Source organism: Pseudomonas sp. 21 (assembly GCF_000955805.1).
Taxonomy (GTDB): Bacteria; Pseudomonadota; Gammaproteobacteria; order Pseudomonadales; family Pseudomonadaceae; genus Pseudomonas.
The window spans coordinates 41,231-62,435 of sequence record NZ_JYOA01000009.1 but is presented as its reverse complement, the minus strand read 5'-3'; the positions used below and the strand labels follow the sequence as shown (position 1 = coordinate 62,435).

Genomic DNA, 21,205 nt, shown 5'->3' with positions numbered 1-21,205 from the left:
CTGCCTGAATCACCAGGATTCCGCTACGCGGGGGGAGCGACGTCCCCCGCTTGATGGTACCGCCAGGACTCCACCAGGACTTGCCATGATACCGGCGATATTCGCGGCTGTGGGGGCCTGGCTGCGAATATCGCTGCCATCAGTCGCATCGGGAACCGAGCGACCCCGGTGCAGGGTTGCGGGCGGCAATGCCCTGTCCGGAGGCGGACTTTGCTGGCCCCCTGTTGGTTTCGGGCGTGCACTCAGCTGAAAAAAGACATTTATATGAATGTCATTTCGTATGCTGAATGAATTTTCCGTCATTCCGGCTGGCTGGGATTCCCCTGGGGGAACAGCGAGCGGCTGATGAAGCGGGCCGTCTCGTGCAGGCTGGCGCCGATCTGCTCGAGCTTCTCGCGCTCATGTTGGGCGCTGATGCCGATGCCGGAAATGATGAAGCGTGGCTGGCGGTCGTGGTCGATGATCGCGCTGGCGACCATGCTGACGCCGCGGTAGAGGTGGTCCTGGTCGATGGCCCAGCCGCGCTCCAGGGTGGCGGCGGCATCGCTGCGGTATTCCTCGAAGCTCGGCGGGCTCTCCCAGCGCACGCGGGTCAGGCGGCGGCGCAGCTCGTCGTCCGGCAGGTTGCGCAGGCCGGCGATGCAGCGGCCGGCGGCGCCGACCAGTTCCGGCAGGCGCGAGCCGACGGCGACGTTGACGTGCGCCACGGTCGGTGCGGAGACCGCGATCACGCGGATGTGTGCGTCGTCGGTGACCTGCCACAGGGTGATCAGGATGTTGTGGCTGGTGCTCAGGCGTTCCAGTTCCGGCTGGATAAGGTCGGCATAGCTGCGCCCGATGAAGCTCACCGCCAGCTCCGACAGGCCCAGGCCCAGGCGATAGGTCTTGGTCTCGTTGTCGAACGAGGTCAGCTGCTCGTTGCTCAGCGTGCGCAGGATATTGAAGGTGGTGCTCGGGCTGATGCCGGTGGCGCGGGCGATGGCGGTTGCGCCCTCGGGGCCTTCGGCGTTGGCCAGGTGGCGCAGGATCTGGATGGCGTTCACCACGGCGCCGACATCCTTGGCGCTGCCGGTGCGTTTGTTGCTGGCTTCTTCGACGGTCTTTTCAGTGGTCATATTCTGTATTCTGATTGACATTCAGTATTGTGAATGTATTCTGGCCCTGCGACGCCTGCAACGGCTTCCGTGAAGCTGGCTTGGCATGGGCGGTAACGCACTTTGCAACAAAGGCAGAACAAGAACAAAGGAGAAACCTCAATGGTGGATTTCCCCGACCGCAGCATGCCAGGGCCCGAGGCGCAGTACCTCGCCTTCCTCGCCCAGGGTCGCTTCATGTTGCAGCGCAGCGCCTCCACCGGCCGGCACGTGTTCTACCCGCGCACCCAGGTGCCCGGCAGCGGCGAAACGGACCTGGAATGGGTTCCCGCCAGTGGCCTGGGCACCCTCTATGCCCTGACCGTCAATCGCGCCCGCAGCGGTGACTACAACGTCGCCCTGATCGACCTGGATGAAGGCGTGCGCATGATGTCGCGTATCGAAGGGCACCTCAGCCTGCCCATCGGCACCCGCGTCAAGGCGCGCATCGCCCAGCAGGAGAGTGGCGCCGTCGTCGTCTTCGAGCCCCTCGCGGAGGTGCAGGCATGAGCCAGGTCCTGCGCGGCAAGACCGCCATCGTCGGCATCGGCAGCGCCGGTATCGGCGAAGCCCACGGCTACAGCGCCATGGAACTGCTCGGCCAGGCCTCGATGAAAGCCATCGCCGATGCAGGGCTTGCGCTCTCGGACATCGACGCGGTGTTCTCGGCCACCAGCTCCCACGCCTTCCCGACCCTCTCGGTCTGCGAATACCTGGGCATCAAACCGAAGTTCGTCGATGGCACCAATGTCGGCGGCTCCAGCTTCGAGCTGCATCTGCTGCAGGCGACGCTGGCCCTGGAGGCCGGCCTGTGTGACGCGGCGCTGATCTGCTACGGCTCCAACCAGCGCACCGCCGGCGGCAAGCTGGTATCGATGAGCGAGCCGCAGTGGCACGAAACGCCCTACCAGCCGCGCCACCCGATCACCGCCTACGCGCTGGCTGCCAGCCGGCACATGCATCAATACGGCACCAGCCGCGAGCACCTGGCCGAAGTGGCCGTGGCCGCGCGGGGCTGGGCCAACCTCAACCCCGAGGCCTTCGCCCGTGGCCCGCTGAGCATCGATGACGTGCTCGCTGCGCGGATGGTCAGCGACCCGCTGAGCAAGGCCGACTGCTGCCTGGTCACCGACGGCGGTGGCGCCTGTGTGATGGTGCGCGCCGAGCGTGCGCGGGACCTGCCCAAGGCGCCGATCTACTTCCTCGGCGCGGCCGGCGCGCAGTGGCACCGCTCCATCGTTGCCATGCCCGACCTCACCGTCACGGCCGCTTCCGAGAGTGGTCCGCGCGCCATGCAGATGGCCGGCGTGCAGCACTCGGACATCGACCTCGTGATGGTCTACGACGCCTTCACCATCAATACGATCCTGTTCCTCGAAGACCTCGGCTTCTGCCCGAAGGGCGAGGGCGGCCGCTTCGTCCAGGGCGGACGCATCGCCCCCGGCGGCGAGCTGGCGGTGAACACCAACGGCGGCGGGCTGTCCTGTGTGCATCCGGGCATGTACGGCATGTTCCTGATCATCGAGGCGGTCACCCAACTGCGCCGCCAGGCCGGTGAGCGCCAGTTGAAGAAAGCCGACGTGGCGCTGCTGCATGGCAACGGCGGCACCTTGTCCAGCCAGGTCACCGCGCTGCTCGGCACCCAGAACGTGCTCTGAAATCCGGGCAAGACGCCCTCCCGGTGGCCGCTTGCGATAAGCAGGCGGCCCGCCGTGGACGCGTTCGCCCTCGCGCCGGGACGGCCTCGTCCGGCACCCGTTATCTGTTCAGGTGGAACGTCATGTCAGTGAGTCACTTGCAACACACAGCCTTCGCCAGCCTTACCCCGCTGATCCAGCCGCGCTCGGTCGCCGTGGTCGGCGCCTCCAGCGACCCGCACCGCATCGGTGGCCGCCCCATCGCCTACATGCTGCGCAACGGCTTTACCGGGCGCATCCTGCCGGTCAACCCCAACCGCACCGAGATCCAGGGCCTGCCGGCCTATGCCAGTGTCGATGCACTGCCCGAGGCGCCGGACGTGGCGATCATCGCGGTGCCGGCACCGCAGGTGCTGGAAACCGTCCAGGCACTGGGCCGCAAAGGGGCGCGCAGCGCCATCGTGTTCTCCTCGGGCTTCAGCGAGGTCGGCGAGGAAGGCGTGGCCATGCAGGACGCCATCGTCGAAGCCGCCCGCGCGGCGAACATGCGCCTGCTGGGGCCGAACGCCCTGGGCGTGTTCAACGCCAACCTGGGCTACTACGCCTTCTTCTCCACCAGCCTGGAGCGCGGCATCCCGCTGGCCGGGCGCGTCGGCATCGCCACCCAGTCCGGCGCCTACGGCGCGCACCTGCTGGGCCTGTCGCGGCAGCGCGGGCTGGGCACGCCGATCTGCGTCGCTACCGGCAACGAGGCCGACGTCACCCTGGGCGACGCCATCGGCTGGCTGGTGGAATCGCCGGAGGTCGACGTGGTGATGGCCTACGCCGAATCCATCCGCAACGTCGACAGCTTCCTCGCCGCGCTCGAAGCGGCCCACCGCGCCGGCAAGCCGGTGATCCTGCACAAGGTCGGGCGCAGTGAGCTGGGCGGTCGCGCGGCCATGTCGCACACCGCTTCCCTGGCGGGCGACGACAAGGTGCTCGACGCAGTGCTGGCCGACTACGCGGTGGTCCGCGCGCGCACCACCGAGGAACTGGTGGACATCGCCTACCTCGCCACCCAGCGCATCTACCCGGTGAACAACAGCCTGGGGATGATCACCGTCAGCGGCGGCGCCGGGATCATCGTCAGCGATGCTGCCGAAGACTTCGGCCTGCCCATGCCGCCGATGCCGGAAGCGGCCCAGGCGCGCCTGAAGCAACGCCTGCACTATGCCTCGCCGCTGAACCCGGTGGACTGCACGGCCCAGGCCCTCAACGACCTGAGCCTGGTGCACGACTTCACCGAGTCCATGGTGGTGGACGGCGGCTACCGCTCGCTGATCGCCTTCTTCACCCAGGCCGGCACCGCCGCCTCCATCGGCCCGCGCCTGGCCGAGCAGTTCGCGCGAATCAAGGCCGACCACCCGGACCGCCTGTTCGTGGTCTCGGTGATGGGCGAGGGCGAGGAGCTGGCGCCGTACCAGAAGGCCGGCTTCGCCCTGTTCGAGGACCCGACCCGCGCCGTGCGCGCCATCCAGGCCATGGGGCAACTGGGCGAAGCCTTCGCTCGGCCGCTGCGCAAGATTCCTGCGGCTGGCGGCGTCGAGCTGCCGGCCAGCACGCCCGGTGAGGCCGAAGCCAAGCAATTGCTGGCGCGCGCCGGCATCGAATCGGCGCCCGAGCGTGTGCTGAAGAATGCGGCGGAAGCCGCCGCGTTCGCCGAGCAGATCGGCTTCCCGGTGGTGCTGAAAATCGCCTCGGCGGACATCCTGCACAAGTCGGAAATCGGCGGCGTGCTGCTCAACGTCGGCAGCGCCCAGGCCGTGCGCGAGGGCTATGACCTGCTGCTGCAGCGCGCTGCCGAACATGCGCCGAACGCTCGCCTCGACGGTGTGCTGGTGGCGCGCCAGCTGCAGGGCGGCGTCGAGTGCTTCATGGGCATCCAGCGTGACCCGCAGTTCGGCCCGGTGGCGGTGTTCGGCCTGGGCGGCATCTTCGTCGAAGTGCTCAAGGACGTGGTGTTCCGTCGTTGCCCGTTCGGCGTCGACGAGGCCGAGCAGATGATCCGCAGCATCAAGGGCGCGCCGCTGCTGCTGGGCGCCCGTGGTCGCCCGGTGACCGATATCAGGGCCCTGTCGCGCGTGCTTGCGCAGCTCTCGCAGTTTGCCGCGGAAGCTGGCCCGCGCCTGCGTTCGGTGGACCTCAATCCGGTCTTCGCCATGTCCGAGGGGCAGGGCGCCTGGGCTGCCGACGCGGTGCTGGAAGTGGAGGAGGTGGCCCATGGCGCTGAATCCTGAGCACCTGCTGAACTACCCGATCCCGGAAGTACGCCAGCGCTTCAGCCGTCACGACAGCGCCTTCTACGCGCTGTCGGTGGGCCTCGGCGCTGACCCGATGGACGAGCACCAGCTGACCTTCGTCGACGCCAACCGCGAACTCCAGGCGCTGCCCTGCATGGCCGTCGTGCTCGGCCATCCCGGCTTCTGGCTGGGCAACCCGGACACCGGCGTCGATGCCCTGCGCCTGGTCCACGGCGAGCAGAGCATCGAATGGCTCAAGCCGCTGCCGGTGGAAGGCGAAGTGATCGGCCGCACCCGCGTTACCGGACTGGTCGACAAGGGCGCCGGCAAGGGCGCGCTGCTCTACAGCGAGAAGGTCGTCAGCGATGCGCAGAGTGGCGAGGTGCTGGCGATTGCCCGCGGCACCACCTTCCTGCGCGGCGATGGCGGTTTCGGCGGCGACAGCCAGTCGCTGAGCCAGCCGCACCGTCTGCCCGAGCAGGCGCCGGACCTGGTCATCGACCTGCCGACCCGCCCCGAGCAGGCGCTGCACTACCGCCTGAACGGCGACGACAACCCGATCCACGCCAGCCCCGCGGCGGCGGCTCGCGGTGGCTTCCCCAGGCCGATCCTGCATGGCCTGTGCACCCTGGGCGTGGCCTTCCACGCGTTGCTGCGCGGCTTCGCCGACTACCGCGCGGAGCGTTTCGCCCACCTGCAGGTGCGCTTCTCCGCACCGGTTTTCCCCGGCGAGACCCTGCGAACCGAAATCTGGAATGACGGCTCCTTCCGCACCCGCGTCGTCGAGCGCGACGTGGTGGTGCTGGACAACGGCCGCGTGCGCCTGACCCCGGAGATGGGAGAACACGCCGGGCGGGCCTAGCGCGACGACGACCTCAACCAACCTGCGAGAACAACAACAATGAACGCACCCGACAGCTTGGCCCAGGGCGCCGCGATCCCGCGGCGGACCCTGGTGATCGCCTTCCTCTTCTGCTTCCTGGGTCTGCTCGCCGATGGCGCGGACCTGATGTTCCTCGCCTACAGCCTGAACAGCCTGAAGGCGGAGTTCGGCCTCTCCAACTTCGAGGCCGGCTCGCTGGGCAGCATCACCCTGGCCGGCATGGCCATCGGCGGTATCTACGGTGGCTGGGCGTGCGACCGCTTCGGCCGGGTGCGGGTGGTGACCTGGACCATCCTGGTGTTCTCGCTGGGCACCGCGCTGCTCGGGCTGGCGCACAACTTCTGGGCCTTCGCGCTGATCCGCTTCGTCTCCTCGCTGGGCCTGGGCTCGCTGTTCGTAGCCTGCAACATCCTGATGTCCGAGTTCGTCACCGCGAAGTACCGCACCACCATCCTGGCGACCATGCAGGCCGGCTGGACTGTGGGCTATCTGGTGGCGACCGTTCTTGCCGGGCAGATCATCCCCGACTACGGCTGGCGCGCGCTGTTCTTCACCGCCATCGGCGCGGCGCTGATCTGCCTGGCGCTGCGGCCCTGGGTGCCGGAGTCGCCATCCTGGCTGGCGGCCCGTGCGCAACGGGTGCAGCAGGCGAGCAGCGGTCGCCAGCAAGCGGCTGCCAGCGGCGGCATGCGCCAGTTGCTGGTCGATCCGTCCACCCGCCGCATGTTCCTGCTGTGGAGCCTTACCTCGTGCTTCCTGCTGTTCGGCTACTACGGCACCAACAACTGGATGCCCTCGTACCTGGAAAGCGAGCTGGGCATGAACTTCAAGTCCATGACCGGCTACATGGTCGGCACCTACACCGCGATGATCCTCGGCAAGGTGCTCGCCGGCATCGCCTCGGACCGCTTCGGCCGCCGCGCCACCTTCGCCGCAGGCGCCATCGGCACCGCCATCTTCATGCCGGTGATCGTGTTCTGGCACACCCCGGACAACATCGTCTGGATCCTCGCGCTGTTCGGCTTCATCTACGGCGTACCGGTGGGCGTGCTCGCCACCTACATGACCGAGAGCTTCTCCACCCAGGTACGTGGCGCCGCCGTCGGCACCTCCTACAACCTCGGCCGCATCGGCGCGGCGGTGGCCCCGGCGGCCATCGGCCTGCTGGCCTCGCATGTGTCCATCGGCGCGGGCTTCCTGGTGATGGGCATCACCTACGTCATCACCGGCCTGATCCCCGCACTGATGATCCCCAACCGCCTGTATGACCCGAACCGCGAAGCGCGCACGGCGCCGCCCAGCACGCCCGCACGTGCACCGACGCACAACGCTGCCCGCCCGCTGGGCCAACCCGTTACGGAGGAAAGCCTGCGATGACCGATCTCACCCGTGCCGCCCATGCGCCCGGACCGGACATGTTCCCCCGCGATCGATACACCTTCCAGGAGTTCCTCGGCCTGGAGCGCTGGGTCGATGGCGAGGTGGTGCGGGTACGCCTGCGCCACCGCCCGGAGCTGATGAACTACATCGACAGCTTCCACGGCGGCGTGCTGATGAGCGTGCTCGACGCTGCCATGGCCGGGGCGATCCGCGCGCAGATGCCCGGTTGCTCGATGGTCACCATCGACATGGCCACCCACTTCATGGGCAGCACCCGCGGCGAGATCAACGCCGTCGGCCGGGTGCTCAAGCGCACCCGCACGCTGTGCTTCTGCGCGGCGGAAATCTTCGATGAAGCCGGCGAGCTGATCGCCAGCGCCACCGGCAGTTTCAAGTACCGGCCCGCGGCGGCCGGAGCTGTTCAACCGACACGGGAATGATGAAATGACCGACCACACCGCGATGGCCGAGGAACGCGAAGAGCGCCTGCGGCTGATCCGTGACAGCGCCGCCTCCCTGGTCCCGCGCGGCGGCGACCTGGGCCGGGTGCGCCGCCTGCGCTTCCAGCAGGCGAGCGTCGACCGCGACGCCTGGGGCGAAGTCTGCGCCATGGGCTGGCCGGGCCTGCGCCTGGCGGAAGAACTGGGCGGCAGCGGGCTGGGCATGGCCGAGTACGCGGCGCTGCTGGAAGAGCTGGGCCGTGGCCTGCTGCCCGAGCCGCTGATCGAGGCGAGCCTGGTCGCTGCGCTACTGCCGGCGGACGAGCGCGACGCGCTGCTGGCTGGCGAGCGGCTGATCCTGCCGGCTGGCATCGGTTATGAAGCGGAAGCGGCATTGCCGGTGCTGCGTGACGGCCAACTGCGCGGCGAGATCGCCCACGTGGCGCTCGGTGCTGCCGCCGATGCCTGGCTGGTCGCCTGCAATGCCGGCCTTGCTCTGGTGCAACGCAACGCCGAAGGGCTCAGCCTGCACCAGGAAGCGACCCAGGACGGCGGCCACCTGGCGCGCCTGCGCTTCGACGGCACGCCGGCGCAACTCGTCGAGTCCGCGCCCGCCGCCCTCGACGAAGCGGCGCTGGCCTGCTCGGCCTATCTGGTCGGGCTGATGGATGCGGCCTTCGAACAGACCCGCGACTACCTCGGCGTGCGCCGCCAGTTCGGCCGCGAGATCGGCAGCTTCCAGTCGCTGCAGCACCGCATGGTCGATCTGAAACTGCAGATCGAACTGGCCCGCGCCATCGTCGGCGAAGCGGCCACCGCGCTGGACGACGGTGCGCCGATCGCGCAGGTACAGCGGCTGGTGTCCACCGCCAAGGTGCGTGCCGCCGAAGCGGCGATGCTGGTCACCCGCCAGGCGATTCAGCTGCATGGCGGCATCGGCTACACCGACGAGGCCGACATCGGCCTGTTCCTGCGCCGCGCCATGGTGCTGCTCAACAGCCAGGGCTCGCTGGCCTTCCACCGGGCGCGCTACATCGCCCTGCTGCATGCGGAGGTGGCGTGATGAGCGAGATGCTGCTGCAGGAAAGCCATGGTTCGGAACATGGCTCGGTGCGCCTGCTGCGTTTCAACAATCCGGCGCGACGCAACGCACTGTCCCCCGCGCTGCGTGCCGAACTGCTCGAAGCGTTGCGTGAAGCGGAAGCCGATCCCGCCGTGCGCAGCGTGGTGCTCACCGGTTCGGCGGAAGTCTTCAGCGCCGGCGGTGACCTCAGCGACATGCACGTCACCGACCTCAATGCCGGCCGCGTGCGCATGCAGAAGAATGCTGACCTGATCCGCCAGATGCTGCGCATGGGCAAACCCATCATCGCCGCCATCGAAGGCTGGGCGGTGGGCGCCGGGCTGTCGGTGGCGCTGGCCTGCGACAGCCTGGTTTGCGGCGGCACGGCGCGCTTCGCCGCCGGCTTCGGCAAGGTCGGCTTGATCGCCGATCTCGGCCAGCTGCACACCCTGCCGGCGCGCATCGGCAACGGGCGGGCGCGGCAGGTGCTGATGTTCGGCCAGGTGATCGAGGCCGAGGAAGCGCTGCGCATCGGCCTGGTGGACCAGCTCTGCGCACCGGGTGCCGCGCTGGATGCCGCGCTCGCGCTGGCCGCGAAGGTCGAGCAACAGGCGCCGCTGGCGCTGTCGCTGACCAAGGCGCTGCTGGCCGATGGCCTGGAGCTGCTGCTCGAACGCGAAGGCGATTTCCAGAGCCAGCTGTTCCTCAGTGCCGACCACGCCGAAGGCAAAGCGGCCTTCCTCGAAAAACGTTCCCCGAATTTCCGGGGCCAGTAATCAGGAGAACCATGACATGACCGATTACAACGCCCTCGAAGATGGCGAATTCCGTCGGCTGGTGCGCGAGTGGGTCGCCGCCAACTACCCGCAGCGCATCCGCAACCCGGCCCACCGCCTGGGCCGCGACGACACCTGGGAGTGGTACCAGGCGCTGTCGCAGCAGGGCTGGCTGTGCCCCGGCTGGCCGGTGCAATTCGGCGGCATGGGGCTGTCTGCCGGCAAGCAGCTGATCATGATCGAGGAGATGGAAAACTACGGCTGCGCGCGCCTGCCCGACAGCGGCATCACCATGCTCGGCCCGCTGCTGATCCGCTACGGCACCGACGCCCAGCGCGAGCGCTTCCTGCCGCGCATCCTCAGTGGCGAGGACATCTGGTGCCAGGGCTACAGCGAACCCAATGCCGGCTCCGACCTCGCCAGCCTGCGCACCGAGGCGGTGCTGCGTGACGGCGAATGGGTGATCAACGGCCAGAAGACCTGGACCACCATGGGCACCGAGGCCAACTGGATCTTCGTGCTGGCGCGCACCGAGCGCAGCGCCAAGGCGCAGCAGGGCATCAGCTTCCTGCTGGTGCCGATGGACAGCCCCGGCGTCGAGGTGCGGCCGATCCTCAACCTCGAACTGCAGGGTGAGTTCTGCGAGGTGTTCTTCAACGAAGTGCGTGTGCCGGAGGAAAACCTCGTCGGCGCGGTCAACCACGGCTGGGGGATGGCCAAGGCACTGCTCGGTTTCGAGCGCATCTTCCTCGGCTCGCCCAAGCAGGCCACCTTCGCCCTTGAGCGCCTGGTGCGCCTGGCCCGTCACCAGGGCCTGTGGGACGACCCGGTGTTCGCCCAGCGTTTCGCCGCGTTGAGCATGGACCTGGACTGCCACAAGGCGCTCTACGAGCGCTTCGCCGAACGCCTGCGGCGCGGCGAGGAGCTGGGCCCGGACGTTTCCCTGCTGAAGATCCACCAGTCCGAGCTGTACCAGCGCATCAGCGAGCTGGGGCTGGAGATCGCCGGCGCGGATTCGGCGCTGCTCAACCCCTTCAGCGACGACTCCGAACTCCACCCGGCGGGCATCTTCATCCAGTCGCGGCCCACCACCATCTACGGCGGCACCAACGAGATCCAGCGCAACATCCTGGCCAAGGCCGTGCTCGGCCTGCCGAGCTGATCGTGCGCACGACGAACCTCAAACACGAATTCAAGTAAGGAACGAGCAATGACCCAACGACTCAACGAAGGCAAGGTAGCGATCGTCACCGGCGCCGGTGGCGGCATTGGCCGCGAGATCGCCCTGGCCCTGGCCGACAGCGGCGCGCGGGTGCTGATCAACGATATCGGCGTGTCCCTGCAGGGCGAGGGCGGTTCGGCTTCGCCGGCCGAGGAAACCCTCGGGCTGATCCGCCAGCGCGGTGGCGACGGTGCGATCAACACCGACAGCGTGTCGGACTGGGACAGCGCCCGGCGCATCGTCTCCAGCGCCATCGACGCCTTCGGCCGCGTCGACATCGTGGTGAACAACGCCGGCATCCTGCGCGACACCATCTTCCACAAGATGAGCGCCGAAGACTGGCTGTCGGTGATCAACGTGCACCTCAACGGCAGCTTCTTCGTCAGCCGCGCCGCCGCCGAGCACTTCCGCGCGCAGAACAGCGGCGCCTTCGTGCACATGACCAGCACCTCGGGGCTGATCGGCAACTTCGGCCAGGCCAACTACTCGGCAGCCAAGCTGGGCATCGTCGCCCTGAGCAAGTCCATCGCCCTCGACATGCAGCGCTACAACGTGCGCTCCAACTGCATCGCGCCCTTCGCCTGGAGCCGCATGACCGACTCCATTCCGGCCGAGACCCCGGAGCAGAAAGCGCGGGTGGAAAACCTGCAGCGCATGACGCCGGACAAGAACGCGCCGCTGGCCGTGTACCTCGCCTCCGACGCCGCCAGTGCGGTCAACGGCCAGGTGTTCGCCGCGCGCAACCACGAGATATTCCTGATGAGCCAGAGCCGCCCGCTGCGCAGCGTGCACAGCGACAACGGCTGGACCCCGCAGAGCATCGCCGAGCACGGCATGCCGGCGCTGCGCGGCAGCTTCATGGACCTGGCGCGCAGCCCGGACGTGTTCTCCTGGGACCCGATCTGAACCGCCGGAGGACAGGCGCATGTTCAAGACCCGATTCACCGAAACCTTCGGCGTCGAACACCCGATCATGCAGGGCGGCATGCAGTGGGTGGGCCGCGCCGAGATGGCGGCGGCGGTGGCCAACGCCGGCGGCCTGGCGACGCTCTCGGCGCTGACCCAGCCGACCCCGCAGGCGCTGGCCGACGAGATCGCGCGCTGCCGCGAACTCACCGACCAGCCCTTCGGCGTCAACCTCACACTGTTGCCGACGCAGAAGCCGATCCCCTACGCCGAGTACCGCGCGGTGATCATCGAGAGCGGCATCCGCGTGGTCGAAACCGCCGGGAACAATCCCGGCGAGCACATCGCCGAGTTCCGCCAGCATGGGGTCAAGGTGATCCACAAATGCACGGCGGTGCGCCATGCGCTGAAGGCCGAGCAACTGGGAGTCGACGCGGTATCCATCGACGGCTTCGAGTGCGCCGGCCATCCGGGCGAAGACGACATTCCCGGGCTGGTATTGTTGCCCGCCGCGGCCAACCGGTTGCGCGTGCCGATCATCGCTTCCGGTGGTTTCGCCGATGGCCGTGGACTGCTGGCGGCGCTGGCGTTGGGGGCCGATGCGATCAACATGGGCACGCGCTTCCTCAGCACCCGCGAATGCCCGATCCACCCGCAGGTCAAGGCGGCCATCCGCGCCGCCGACGAGCGCTCCACGGACGTGATCATGCGTTCGCTGCGCAACAGCGCACGGGTCGCGCGCAACGCCATCAGCCAGGAAGTGCTGGCCATCGAGGCGCGCGGCAACGCCACCTATGCCGACATCGCCACCCTGGTCAGCGGCCTGCGCGGGCGCACGGTCTACGAACAGGGCGACACCGACCTGGGCATCTGGTCGGCCGGCATGGTCCAGGGCCTGATCGATGACGAACCCAGCTGCGAGGAACTGCTGCGCAGCATCGTCGAGCAGGCGCGCGAGCTGATCCGCGAGCGACTGGAGGGTTTGCTGATCCAGTGATTTTCCATGTGGCGGCGTGGGAGCAAGCGTTTCTTCTTGAGCTATGCACCAGGCGCTTCCCTCTCCCCCGCCCTCTCCCTGAAGGGAGAGGGAGCTGTCCGTGCCGGCTGACGCCATGGTTCCAACCGGCGGCGAACGGTCCCCTCTCCCTTCAGGGAGAGGGCGGGGGAGAGGGTCTCGCACTGACTTCCGGACAGCAGCGGCGCCGCCTTCACCTCACCTGACGAAGAGACAACAACAATGAAAAATCTTCCCGTACGGGCGCTCGTTTCGAGCTTCGCCTGCCTGCCTCTGTTCGCCCACGCGGACTTCATCGCGGACAGCAAGGCCAACCTGGAACTGCGCAATTTCTACTTCAACCGCGACTACCGCCAGAGCGGCGCCGCGCAGTCGAAGTCCGAGGAGTGGGCGCAGGGATTCCTGCTGCGCTTCGAGTCCGGCTACACCGAGGGCACGGTCGGCGTGGGCGTCGATGCGCTCGGCCTGCTGGGCATCAAGCTGGACTCTAGCCCGGACCGCACCGGCTCCGGCCTGCTGCCGTATTCGGCGAGCGACAAGCGCGCCGCCGACGACTACAGCGACCTGGGCGTGACCGCCAAGCTGCGTGCCTCGAAGAGCACCCTGAAGGTCGGCACGCTGCTGCCGAAGATGCCGGTGGTGCAGTACAACGACACGCGCCTGCACCCGCAGACCTTCCAGGGCGGCCTCGCCGAGATCAACGAGATCGACGGCCTCACCGCGCAACTCGGCCAGCTGCGCCAGGTGAAGCAGCGCGACTCGACCAACGACGAAGACCTGTCGATGACCCGTGGCAACAAGCGCAACATCGTGCTCGGCAGCCACACCAGCAGCGACCGCTTCAACCTCGCCGGCGGCACCTACCGCTGGACCGACAACCTCAGCACCAGCTACCACTACGGCGGCCTGGAAAACTTCTACCGCCAGCACTACCTGAGCGTGGTCCACACGCTGCCCATCGCCGAGGGCCAGTCGCTCAAGTCCGACATCCGCTGGGCGCGCTCCACCGACGATGGCGGCAGCAATGTCGACAACCGCGCGCTCAACGCGCTGTTCACCTACCGCATCGGCGGCAGCGGCTTCGGCGTGGGCTACCAGCGCATGTCCGGCGACACCGGTTTCGCCTACCTGTCCGGCACCGACCCGTACCTGACCAACTTCGTGCAGATCGGCGACTTCGCCAACAAGGACGAACGCTCCTGGCAGGCGCGCTACGACTACGACTTCGCCGGCCTCGGCCTGCCCGGCCTGACCTTCATGACGCGCTACCTGCAGGGCGACCACATCGACCTGCTCAACGGCCAGGGGCGCGGCAAGGAGTGGGAGCGCGATACCGACATCGGCTACGTGGTACAGAACGGCCCGTTCAAGAACCTCGGGTTCAAGGTGCGCAACGGTGCCTTCCGCAGCGATTTCGGCAACGACATCGACGAAACGCGGGTCATCGTCAGCTACCAGATGCCACTCTGGTAATAGTCGCTACGGGCGGTGGCGGTTTGGCCAGAATCGCCCCGTCCGTGGCTGGAATGTCCCTTTCAGCTAAAGTCTGAACCGTGATTCACTGCTTTCAATGCAATGAATCAGGGTTCAGACCATGGCTTACCGGCAAACCCAGGCCCGGCTGCAAAAGGACGGCGAACAGCGCGAGCGCATCCTCGAGCTGGCGCTGGCGCGGGTGGCCGACGGCGGATTCGCCGCGCTGACCATGCAGAGCCTGGCGGACGATGCCGGCATCGCCACCGGCAGCCTCTATCGGCATTTCAGCGGCAAGGGCGAACTGGCCGCCGAAGTCTTCGCCCGCGCCAGCCAGCGCGAGGTCGATGCGCTGGGCGCGCTGCTGAAGGATTCGGGCAGCGCCGCCGAGCGCCTGAATCGAGGCCTCCATCAATTCGCCGCGCGTGCCTGGGGCAGTCGCCAGCTGGCCTTTGCGCTGATCGCCGAACCGGTCGACCCTGAGGTGGACGAGCAGCGCCTGGTCTACCGCGAAGCCTACGCTGCCCTGTTCATCACCCTGCTGGAGCAGGGCATCGCCGCCGGCGAATTCCAACCGCAGCCGGTGCAGCTCACTGCCGCCTGCCTGGTCGGCGCCATCGCCGAGGCGTTGATCGGTCCGCTCTCGCCACCGGCCCGCGCCGCGCGGGATGCCGGTGACTCCAAGGTTTCCCTGGAGGACGTCAGCGACGCCCTCGTGAACTTCTGCCTGCGCGCCGTCGGTGCGTTCCCTGCTGCTTTGCCAAAACCTGCCAGGCCCACGCCTGTGATGGAGGACCAGCCATGATCCCGCACCAATACGCCGAAACCCACGAAGTGACCAACCAGGTGCCGCCGCTGGACGGCGCCAACCTCTATCGTGTCGACGTACCGCTGCAGGAGTGGGTACGTCGCTACGGCGGCGGCTTCGCCGAGCAGAAGCTCGACGCCTATGGCGCGCTGGCGGGCGGCCCGCTGATGGCGGCGGGCTTTCTGGCCAACGAGAACAAGCCGGTGTTCAAGTCCCATGACCGCTACGGCCATCGCGTCGACCTGATCGAATTCCACCCGGCCTACCACGAGCTGATGCGTGCCTCCATCGAGGCCGGCATTCCGTCCATGCCCTGGACCGATCCGCGTGCCGGCGCCCAGGTTGCCCGCGCCGGCCTCAGTTACCTGCACAGCCAGGCCGAAGCCGGCACCGGCTGCCCGCTGACAATGACCTTTGCCAGCGTACCCGCCATCCGCCTGCAGCCGGACATCGCCGAGAAGTGGCTGCCGAAGATCCTCTCCACCGAGTACGACCCGCGCAACCTGCCCATCGAGCAGAAGGCCGGCGCCACCATCGGCATGGCCATGACCGAGAAGCAGGGCGGCACTGACGTGCGCGCCAATACTACCCGCGCCTACCCGGTGGGCATTCCCGGCCCGGGCCAGGCCTACGAGCTGGTCGGCCACAAGTGGTTCTGCTCGGCGCCGATGTGCGACGCCTTCCTCACCCTGGCCTACACCGACAAGGGCCTGACCTGCTTCCTGCTGCCGCGCCACCGCCCGGACGGCAGCCGCAACGAGTTCTACATCCAGCGCCTGAAGAACAAGCTGGGCAACTGGTCCAACGCCTCCAGCGAAGTGGAATACCGCGGCGCGCTGGCCTGGATGGTCGGCGAGGAAGGGCGCGGCGTGCCGACCATCATCGAGATGGTCGCCATGACCCGCTTCGACTGCATGATCGGTTCCAGCTCGCTGATGCGCCAGGCGCTGACCCAGGCCGCGCACCACTGCGCCTACCGCCAGGTCGGCGGTCGCGTGCTGGCCGAGCAACCGCTGATGCAGAACGTGCTGGCCGACCTCGCCCTGGAAAGCGAAGCCGCGCTGGCCCTGACCATGCGCATGGGCCGCGCCCTGGACCACCTGCACGACGAGCAGGAAGACAAGTTCGCCCGCCTGGTCACCGCGGTGGGCAAGTACTGGATCTGCAAGCGCGCCCCCGCGATGATCAACGAAGCCGCCGAATGCCTGGGCGGCGCCGGCTACGTCGAGGACACCATCCTCCCGCGCCTGTACCGCGAAGCGCCGGTCAACTCCACCTGGGAAGGCTCGGGCAATGTGCAGTGCCTGGATGTGCTGCGCGCCCTGTCCAAGGAGCCCGGCGTGCTCGACGCACTGTTCGCCGAGCTGGGCGATGGCCACGGTGACGCGCGCCTGGCCTCGTTCATCGGCAACCTCAAGGCGTCCTTCGCCGATACCCAGGACATCCAGTACCGCGCCCGCCAGCTCACCGAGAATGTCGCCGTGGCGCTACAGGCCAAGCTGCTGCTGGAAGCGGGCAACTCGGTAGTCTCCGACGCGTTCATCGCCAGCCGCCTGGACGACGGCGGCCGCGTCTACGGGACCCTGCCGCGCGGGGTCGATGTGGAGGCGCTGGTGGCGCGCTCGACGCCGCATCTGGCGGGCTAGCCGAGGGTGGTATAGAAGCGCATGAAGCCGGGCTTGTTGTGAAATCTCACTCGGTGCTGCTCGTAATCCTTGGTATCGGCGCGGGTGGCGGAATAGGTGCCCGGCGTGCGCTGTAATCTGGCGGGGTTGATCGCTCCGCTGGGTTTGTTCGCAGTTTGCCAGCCCTGGCTTGTCCATTGTTCCTGCTTGTACGACTTGGGGTCGGGGCCGGTGTAGTGCTTGGTAATGACGGGCGGCTCGTCGGACACCAGCCAGCCTCGGTTGCGGTACCGGTGGTACAGGTAGTTGGAAACGAAGTGGCCTTCCAGTGGCCGGTTGGTGGTCTTCCCCAACAGATAATTCATGATGTGCTGGGGGCAGCGGAACGAGTCTGAAACGATCTTCTTGCCGTCCTTGAGCGTTTCGGCATTGCTGCTCAGCGAGGTGGGAAAGCAGTCCGCCAACCATTGCCACATGCGGACGATCTGCTTGTTCTCGGCTTCTGCCGCCACGTCCGCCGTCAGGGCGTAAAGGTCGGCGACCGTCAGCGTCCCCAGGTCCGCGCTCCCGTTGAAGTGCTGGGCAATTGCCAGCCACTGCAGGCTGTGGCTGTGCTCTCCGTGGTTGACGTCCATGCTGTCTTTCCAGAACAGCTTGTTGCGCAGCAGGTGGCCGATGAAGTTGTCGCCGGCGATCAGCTTGGCGCCAATGGGCGATCCCAGTCCGATGAGGCGCTTGGAGGTGTCGGCGGCAAGGTTCTCCTGGAAGACAAACCCCCGGTTCACCGCGACCAGCCCCATCGCTCGGGTGAACTTGTTGCGCGTCAGGGCCGGCATGTTGCGGTAGTAGTCCCACATCTGGTCCGACACGGCTTCGAGCGCCGTCTGGAATGGCTCCGGCGTGCAGAGGAAATGAGCGATGTGCGCGTAGCAGTCGAGCAGGAGGTCTTCGTCGTGCGGAGCCTTGGCATGGACCCAGCCGCGTGTTTCGTTGTCCTTCTTCAGGCCCACCTTGCCAAAGAAGAATCCGTTTTTCTTCAGGCTGTCCCGCGCCGCTTTGACTGACTCGAAGATGACGCTCATCGCTGGCCTCCCTGCGCATTTCATGAGTGTGCCGTCGGACTATAGATGATCGCGCCGCCACTGAAAGTCGACCGGCCATCGGGCTCTGCGGAAGAACGAGGTCGATTCGCGGTGATCGGTCATCCCTTTCCGTGAAAGAAGCAGGCAAGATGGAGCTGATCGTTCAGACAGGATGCCCACCATGAGTCTTACGACTGGCGACGAGTTCTTCGTCGCGCAGACCGCCGAAGAGGCCGTCGACCAACTGGCCGTGCTCCATGAGCGCGCCACCGGCGCCCTGAACCAGGCGCTCAAGCGGTACCTGAAGGACCGCGAAGTCCCCGATGCGCAGCAACGCGAACAATTCCGCTACCCGCTCCTGCGGCTGACCTACCTGTGCCAGGGCGAAGTGCCCTCGACCACCCGCGCCTACGCCAAGGTCCAGGTACCCGGCACGTATGCGGTGACCATCACCCAGCCCAGGGCCTTCCGCAAATACCTGCTGGAGCAGCTGCGCCCGCTGATGGAAGACTTCACCGTGCGGGTGGAAGTCGGCGTCAGTGCGCAGAACATTCCGTACCCTTATGTCGTGGAAGGTGGCGACGAACTGGGTGGCTCGGGCGTGACCGCCGCTGAGCTGGCGCGGGTGTTTCCCAGTACCGATCTGTCGGCGACCTCCGACGGTGTAGCCGATGGCCTGTACGAATGGGAGAACGCCGACCCGATGCCGCTGGCGCTGTTCGATGCGGCGCGCACCGACTTCTCCCTGCGCCGCATGGTGCATTACACCGGCAGCGACTGGCGCCATGTGCAGCCGTGGATCCTGCTGACCAACTACCACCGCTACGTCGACCAGTTCATCCACCTGGGCCTCGAGCGCCTGCGCGACGACCCGCGCTTCGTGCGCATGGTCCTGCCGGGCAACGTGATCATCGAGCGCGGCACGGACGAGGGCGAGGCCAATGCCATCGTCGCCAGCGTCGAGTGGCACCGCTTCCAGATGCCGGCCTACCACCTGATCGCCGAGGATGGCGACGGCGTGACCCTGGTGAACATCGGCGTCGGCCCGTCCAACGCGAAGAACATCACCGATCACCTCGCCGTGCTGCGCCCGCACTGCTGGCTGATGGTCGGACACTGCGGTGGCCTGCGGCAGTCGCAGACCATTGGCGACTACGTACTGGCCCACGCCTACATGCGCCGCGACGGTATCCTCGACCGAGTGCTGCCGCCGCACATCCCGATCCCCGCGCTGGCCGAGGTGCAACTGGCGCTGCAGGAGGCCGCCGCGCTGGTGACCGGCGAACGCGGCGACCAGCTCAAGCGTCGCCTGCGTACCGGCACCGTGCTCACCTACGACGACCGCAACTGGGAGCTGCACTGGGCCCAGGAGCGCCCGCTGATCAACCTGGCGCGGGCAATTGCGGTGGACATGGAAAGCGGCACCATCGCCGCCCAGGGTTATCGCCTGCGGGTGCCTTACGGCACGCTGCTGTGTGTCTCGGACAAGCCGCTGCACAGCGAGATCAAGCTGCCCGGCGCCGCCACGGCCTTCTACCAGCGGGCGGTCAGCCAGCACCTGTCCATCGGCGTCGCCGCCGTCGACCTGTTGCGCACCCAGCTCAACTCGCTGCACTCGCGCAAGCTGCGCAGCTTCGACGAGCCGCCGTTCCGCTGATCTGCGACAGGGCGCGGAGCGCCTGCCGGGGCGATGGTGGTCGTCCCGGCTGCATCAAGGAAGCAGCGTAGGGCGCATAAGGCGCCAGCGTTATCCGCCCTACGGTGCGGCCGTCTGAAGAAAGCCGATGGAGAGTGGTGCCGATGACCGATCCTCGCAAGACCCCGGCGGGCCGCGTGCTCGCCCTGCTGGACCTGACCTCGCTGAACGCCGGCGATGACCTGCAAAGCACGGTGGATCTCTGCCGCCGTGCGCTGACGCCTTACGGCGAAGTGGCGGCGGTGTGCGTATGGCCGAAGCTGGTGCATGTTGCCCGGCGCACGCTCAATACCCTGGGCGGGCGCGGTGTGAAAGTCGCCAGCGTGTGCAACTTCCCTGGCGGCGACGCGCCGCTGGCCGATGTGGTGGAAGAGGTGCGCAAGACCCTCGCCGAGGGTGCCGACGAGATCGACCTGGTCTACCCCTGGCGCAAGCTCAAGGCTGGGCAGGAGACCGGCGCGGTGGAACTGATCCGGACCTGCAGGACGCTGTGCGGACCCTACCATCGGCTCAAGGTGATCCTGGAGACCGGCGAGCTGGCCGATGCGGAACTGATCCGCACGGCCTGCCGCGAGGCCATCGCCGGCGGCGCCGACTTCCTCAAGACCAGCACCGGCAAGGCGGCGGTCCATGCCACGCCCGAAGCCGTGAAGGTGATGCTCGAAACCATCGAGGAGGAGGGCGGCAAGGTGGGGCTCAAGGTGTCCGGCGGGCTGCGCACGTTGGCTGATGCGCAGGGCTATCGGGCGCTGGTGGAGGAGCGTTTCGGTGCCGCCTGGATCAAGCCGGAGCACCTGCGTTTCGGTGCTTCCGCGCTGCTCGACGACCTGCTGCGCGAGCTGAGCGGCACGGCCGATCCGGTCTCCACGCGGGACTATTGATCGGCCCGCGTTGACGCCACCCCGGGCGGGCCTAGAATGCTCGCCTGCCGCGCTACGGGGAACCGTGGCGCGTCCCTCCGGTCGGACCTTCGCCGACCTTTTCCGCTGGTGATCCCATGCCCTTCCGCGCCCCTTCGCACCTCACCAACCCGCTGCGCCGTTTCGCCCGCCGACTGGTGGAAAACGGCACGCCCGAAGTCGCCGCGCCGCTGCCGTTGCCCGACAGCATTGCCGGCGAGCCCTGGTTCTCCGTGGGCAAGGCGGTGGCAGGGCTGGGCGGCGAGCGGGTGGATGGCTGGTGCCTGGAAGAGTGGCCGGGCCTGGCTTTGCGCGCTCGCTTCAGCGCCTGCTGGCGTGATGTCCAGGGCCGCCTGTGGAACGTACTGCCCGGCGGCGACGCCATCGCCTTCCTGCCTGACCCGAAGCGCCGCTACGAAGGCGTTCCGCTGGTCGAACAGCTGCACGCGCTGGAGCGTGACGAACTGCTGGGGGATTACCTCTGGCTCAGCCGTGAGCTGAGCAAACCGCAGATGGACGATGAGCGCCGGGAAGTCCGCGAGTCCATGCGCCAGCGCCTGGAAAGCTGGCTGGAGCTGGGCGGCCGCGGCGACAAGCCGTGTCCGTGCAACAGCGGCAAGCGTTATCGCAATTGTTGCAGCAAGCGGGTTCGCGAGAACTGAGACTGCTCTTCGTGGGAGCGAGCGTGCTCGCGAACCAGTTGTTGCCGGTGGGTCGGTGTTGGCCTGATGCCAATCGCGGAAGGATTCCGCTCCTGCCCAGAGACAACCGCCGTGTGCTTTCGTGGGGCTTTACGCCCGGCTCTCTGTAGGAGCGAGCTTGCTCGCGAACCGCCCAACACCATTGCCCCGGTAAGAGCGTTCGCGAGCAATGACGATGGCGTTC

General features: G+C 67.5%; 19 protein-coding genes. 17 read left to right on the top strand and 2 right to left on the bottom strand.

Annotated elements, in window-relative coordinates; all coding sequences use genetic code 11:
- Positions 1-299: 299 nt before the first annotated feature.
- A complete protein-coding gene (locus tag UB43_RS21340) occupies positions 300-1,115 on the bottom strand; it encodes an IclR family transcriptional regulator (RefSeq protein ID WP_045215069.1) in 816 nt (271 codons plus the stop codon).
- A 141-nt stretch (positions 1,116-1,256) separates the two neighbouring features.
- Between UB43_RS21340 and UB43_RS21335 the strand changes: the two genes are divergently transcribed.
- The 14 genes from UB43_RS21335 to UB43_RS21270 all read left to right on the top strand — a co-directional run bounded on the left by UB43_RS21335 (position 1,257) and on the right by UB43_RS21270 (position 16,664).
- Complete coding sequence (locus UB43_RS21335; protein ID WP_045215066.1) at positions 1,257-1,643, top strand: Zn-ribbon domain-containing OB-fold protein; 387 nt, start codon at positions 1,257-1,259, stop codon at positions 1,641-1,643.
- Entirely contained in the window at positions 1,640-2,791 is a 1,152-nt protein-coding gene (locus UB43_RS21330; protein WP_045215064.1) for a thiolase, read from the top strand. The genes UB43_RS21335 and UB43_RS21330 overlap by 4 nt, the downstream gene beginning before the upstream one ends.
- A gap of 122 nt (positions 2,792-2,913) precedes the next feature.
- The gene (locus tag UB43_RS21325; protein ID WP_045215061.1) at positions 2,914-5,049 is read left to right on the top strand and encodes an acetate--CoA ligase family protein; all 2,136 of its coding nucleotides are present in this window, start codon (positions 2,914-2,916) and stop codon (positions 5,047-5,049) included.
- Positions 5,033-5,914, top strand: a complete 882-nt coding sequence (locus UB43_RS21320; RefSeq protein WP_045215058.1) for a MaoC/PaaZ C-terminal domain-containing protein — start codon at positions 5,033-5,035, stop codon at positions 5,912-5,914. The genes UB43_RS21325 and UB43_RS21320 overlap by 17 nt, the downstream gene beginning before the upstream one ends.
- A gap of 39 nt (positions 5,915-5,953) precedes the next feature.
- Positions 5,954-7,312 (top strand): MFS transporter, encoded by a 1,359-nt coding sequence (locus UB43_RS21315; protein WP_045215055.1) that lies wholly within the window; start codon positions 5,954-5,956, stop codon positions 7,310-7,312.
- A 38-nt stretch (positions 7,313-7,350) separates the two neighbouring features.
- Entirely contained in the window at positions 7,351-7,755 is a 405-nt protein-coding gene (locus UB43_RS21310; RefSeq protein ID WP_037006947.1) for a PaaI family thioesterase, read from the top strand.
- Positions 7,756-7,759: 4 nt separating this feature from the next.
- Entirely contained in the window at positions 7,760-8,818 is a 1,059-nt protein-coding gene (locus UB43_RS21305; protein ID WP_045215052.1) for an acyl-CoA dehydrogenase family protein, read from the top strand.
- Between the two features lie 8 nt (positions 8,819-8,826).
- Positions 8,827-9,594, top strand: coding sequence for an enoyl-CoA hydratase/isomerase family protein (locus UB43_RS21300; RefSeq protein ID WP_177329817.1), 768 nt, complete (start codon positions 8,827-8,829; stop codon positions 9,592-9,594).
- A 16-nt stretch (positions 9,595-9,610) separates the two neighbouring features.
- Positions 9,611-10,756 (top strand): acyl-CoA dehydrogenase family protein, encoded by a 1,146-nt coding sequence (locus UB43_RS21295; protein ID WP_045215048.1) that lies wholly within the window; start codon positions 9,611-9,613, stop codon positions 10,754-10,756.
- Between the two features lie 48 nt (positions 10,757-10,804).
- On the top strand, positions 10,805-11,722 hold the full coding sequence (locus UB43_RS21290; RefSeq protein ID WP_015475457.1) for an SDR family NAD(P)-dependent oxidoreductase: 918 nt from the start codon (positions 10,805-10,807) through the stop codon (positions 11,720-11,722).
- Between the two features lie 19 nt (positions 11,723-11,741).
- Positions 11,742-12,719, top strand: coding sequence for an NADH:ubiquinone reductase (locus tag UB43_RS21285; protein WP_045215045.1), 978 nt, complete (start codon positions 11,742-11,744; stop codon positions 12,717-12,719).
- A 240-nt stretch (positions 12,720-12,959) separates the two neighbouring features.
- Entirely contained in the window at positions 12,960-14,210 is a 1,251-nt protein-coding gene (locus tag UB43_RS21280) for an OprD family porin (RefSeq protein WP_045215042.1), read from the top strand.
- Positions 14,211-14,331: 121 nt separating this feature from the next.
- On the top strand, positions 14,332-15,015 hold the full coding sequence (locus UB43_RS21275; protein WP_045215039.1) for a TetR/AcrR family transcriptional regulator: 684 nt from the start codon (positions 14,332-14,334) through the stop codon (positions 15,013-15,015).
- Positions 15,012-16,664 carry an acyl-CoA dehydrogenase family protein gene (locus UB43_RS21270; RefSeq protein ID WP_045215037.1) on the top strand — a complete coding sequence of 551 codons (1,653 nt, stop codon included), beginning with the start codon at positions 15,012-15,014 and terminating at the stop codon, positions 16,662-16,664. The genes UB43_RS21275 and UB43_RS21270 overlap by 4 nt, the downstream gene beginning before the upstream one ends.
- Here UB43_RS21270 and UB43_RS21265 read toward each other — a convergent pair.
- A complete protein-coding gene (locus UB43_RS21265) occupies positions 16,661-17,725 on the bottom strand; it encodes a LirA/MavJ family T4SS effector (protein ID WP_052969592.1) in 1,065 nt (354 codons plus the stop codon). The genes UB43_RS21270 and UB43_RS21265 overlap by 4 nt on opposite strands.
- A gap of 181 nt (positions 17,726-17,906) precedes the next feature.
- On the opposite strand from UB43_RS21265, the gene amn reads away from it, so the two are divergent.
- The 3 genes from amn to UB43_RS21250 all read left to right on the top strand — a co-directional run bounded on the left by amn (position 17,907) and on the right by UB43_RS21250 (position 20,982).
- Positions 17,907-19,382 (top strand): AMP nucleosidase, encoded by a 1,476-nt coding sequence (gene amn, locus UB43_RS21260; protein ID WP_045215033.1) that lies wholly within the window; start codon positions 17,907-17,909, stop codon positions 19,380-19,382.
- Between the two features lie 143 nt (positions 19,383-19,525).
- Complete coding sequence (gene deoC / locus UB43_RS21255) at positions 19,526-20,302, top strand: deoxyribose-phosphate aldolase (protein WP_045215030.1); 777 nt, start codon at positions 19,526-19,528, stop codon at positions 20,300-20,302.
- A 116-nt stretch (positions 20,303-20,418) separates the two neighbouring features.
- Complete coding sequence (locus UB43_RS21250) at positions 20,419-20,982, top strand: SEC-C metal-binding protein (RefSeq protein ID WP_045215027.1); 564 nt, start codon at positions 20,419-20,421, stop codon at positions 20,980-20,982.
- Positions 20,983-21,205 lie beyond the last annotated feature (223 nt).